Genomic DNA, 229 nt, shown 5'->3' with positions numbered 1-229 from the left:
TCGAGCAGCTTGCGCCGAAGCACCTTGCCCGCCATCGTTTTCGACAGGCTGCTCCTGAATTCGTAAATGCGAGGAACCTTATAGGCGGCGAGGCGCTCCTTGCACCAGGCTTTAAGGTCCGCATCGGTCAGCTCCGCCCCGGGCTCCAGCACCGCGTACACCTTCACCGTCGCCCCGCGATACGGATCGGGCACGCCGAGCGCGGCGGCCTCCTCGATCGCCGGATGCC

General features: G+C 65.9%; 1 protein-coding gene. It reads right to left on the bottom strand.

All coding sequences use genetic code 11. The annotated features are described in order from the left end of the window. The coding region (locus KVT38_RS34475; protein ID WP_483298222.1) for an AMP-binding enzyme at positions 1–229 on the bottom strand (229 nt) is incomplete at both ends.

The organism is Cohnella sp. GbtcB17 (genome assembly GCF_019091135.1).
GTDB lineage: Bacteria > Bacillota > Bacilli > Paenibacillales > Paenibacillaceae > Cohnella.
This window is presented reverse-complemented; position numbering and strand designations above follow the sequence as displayed.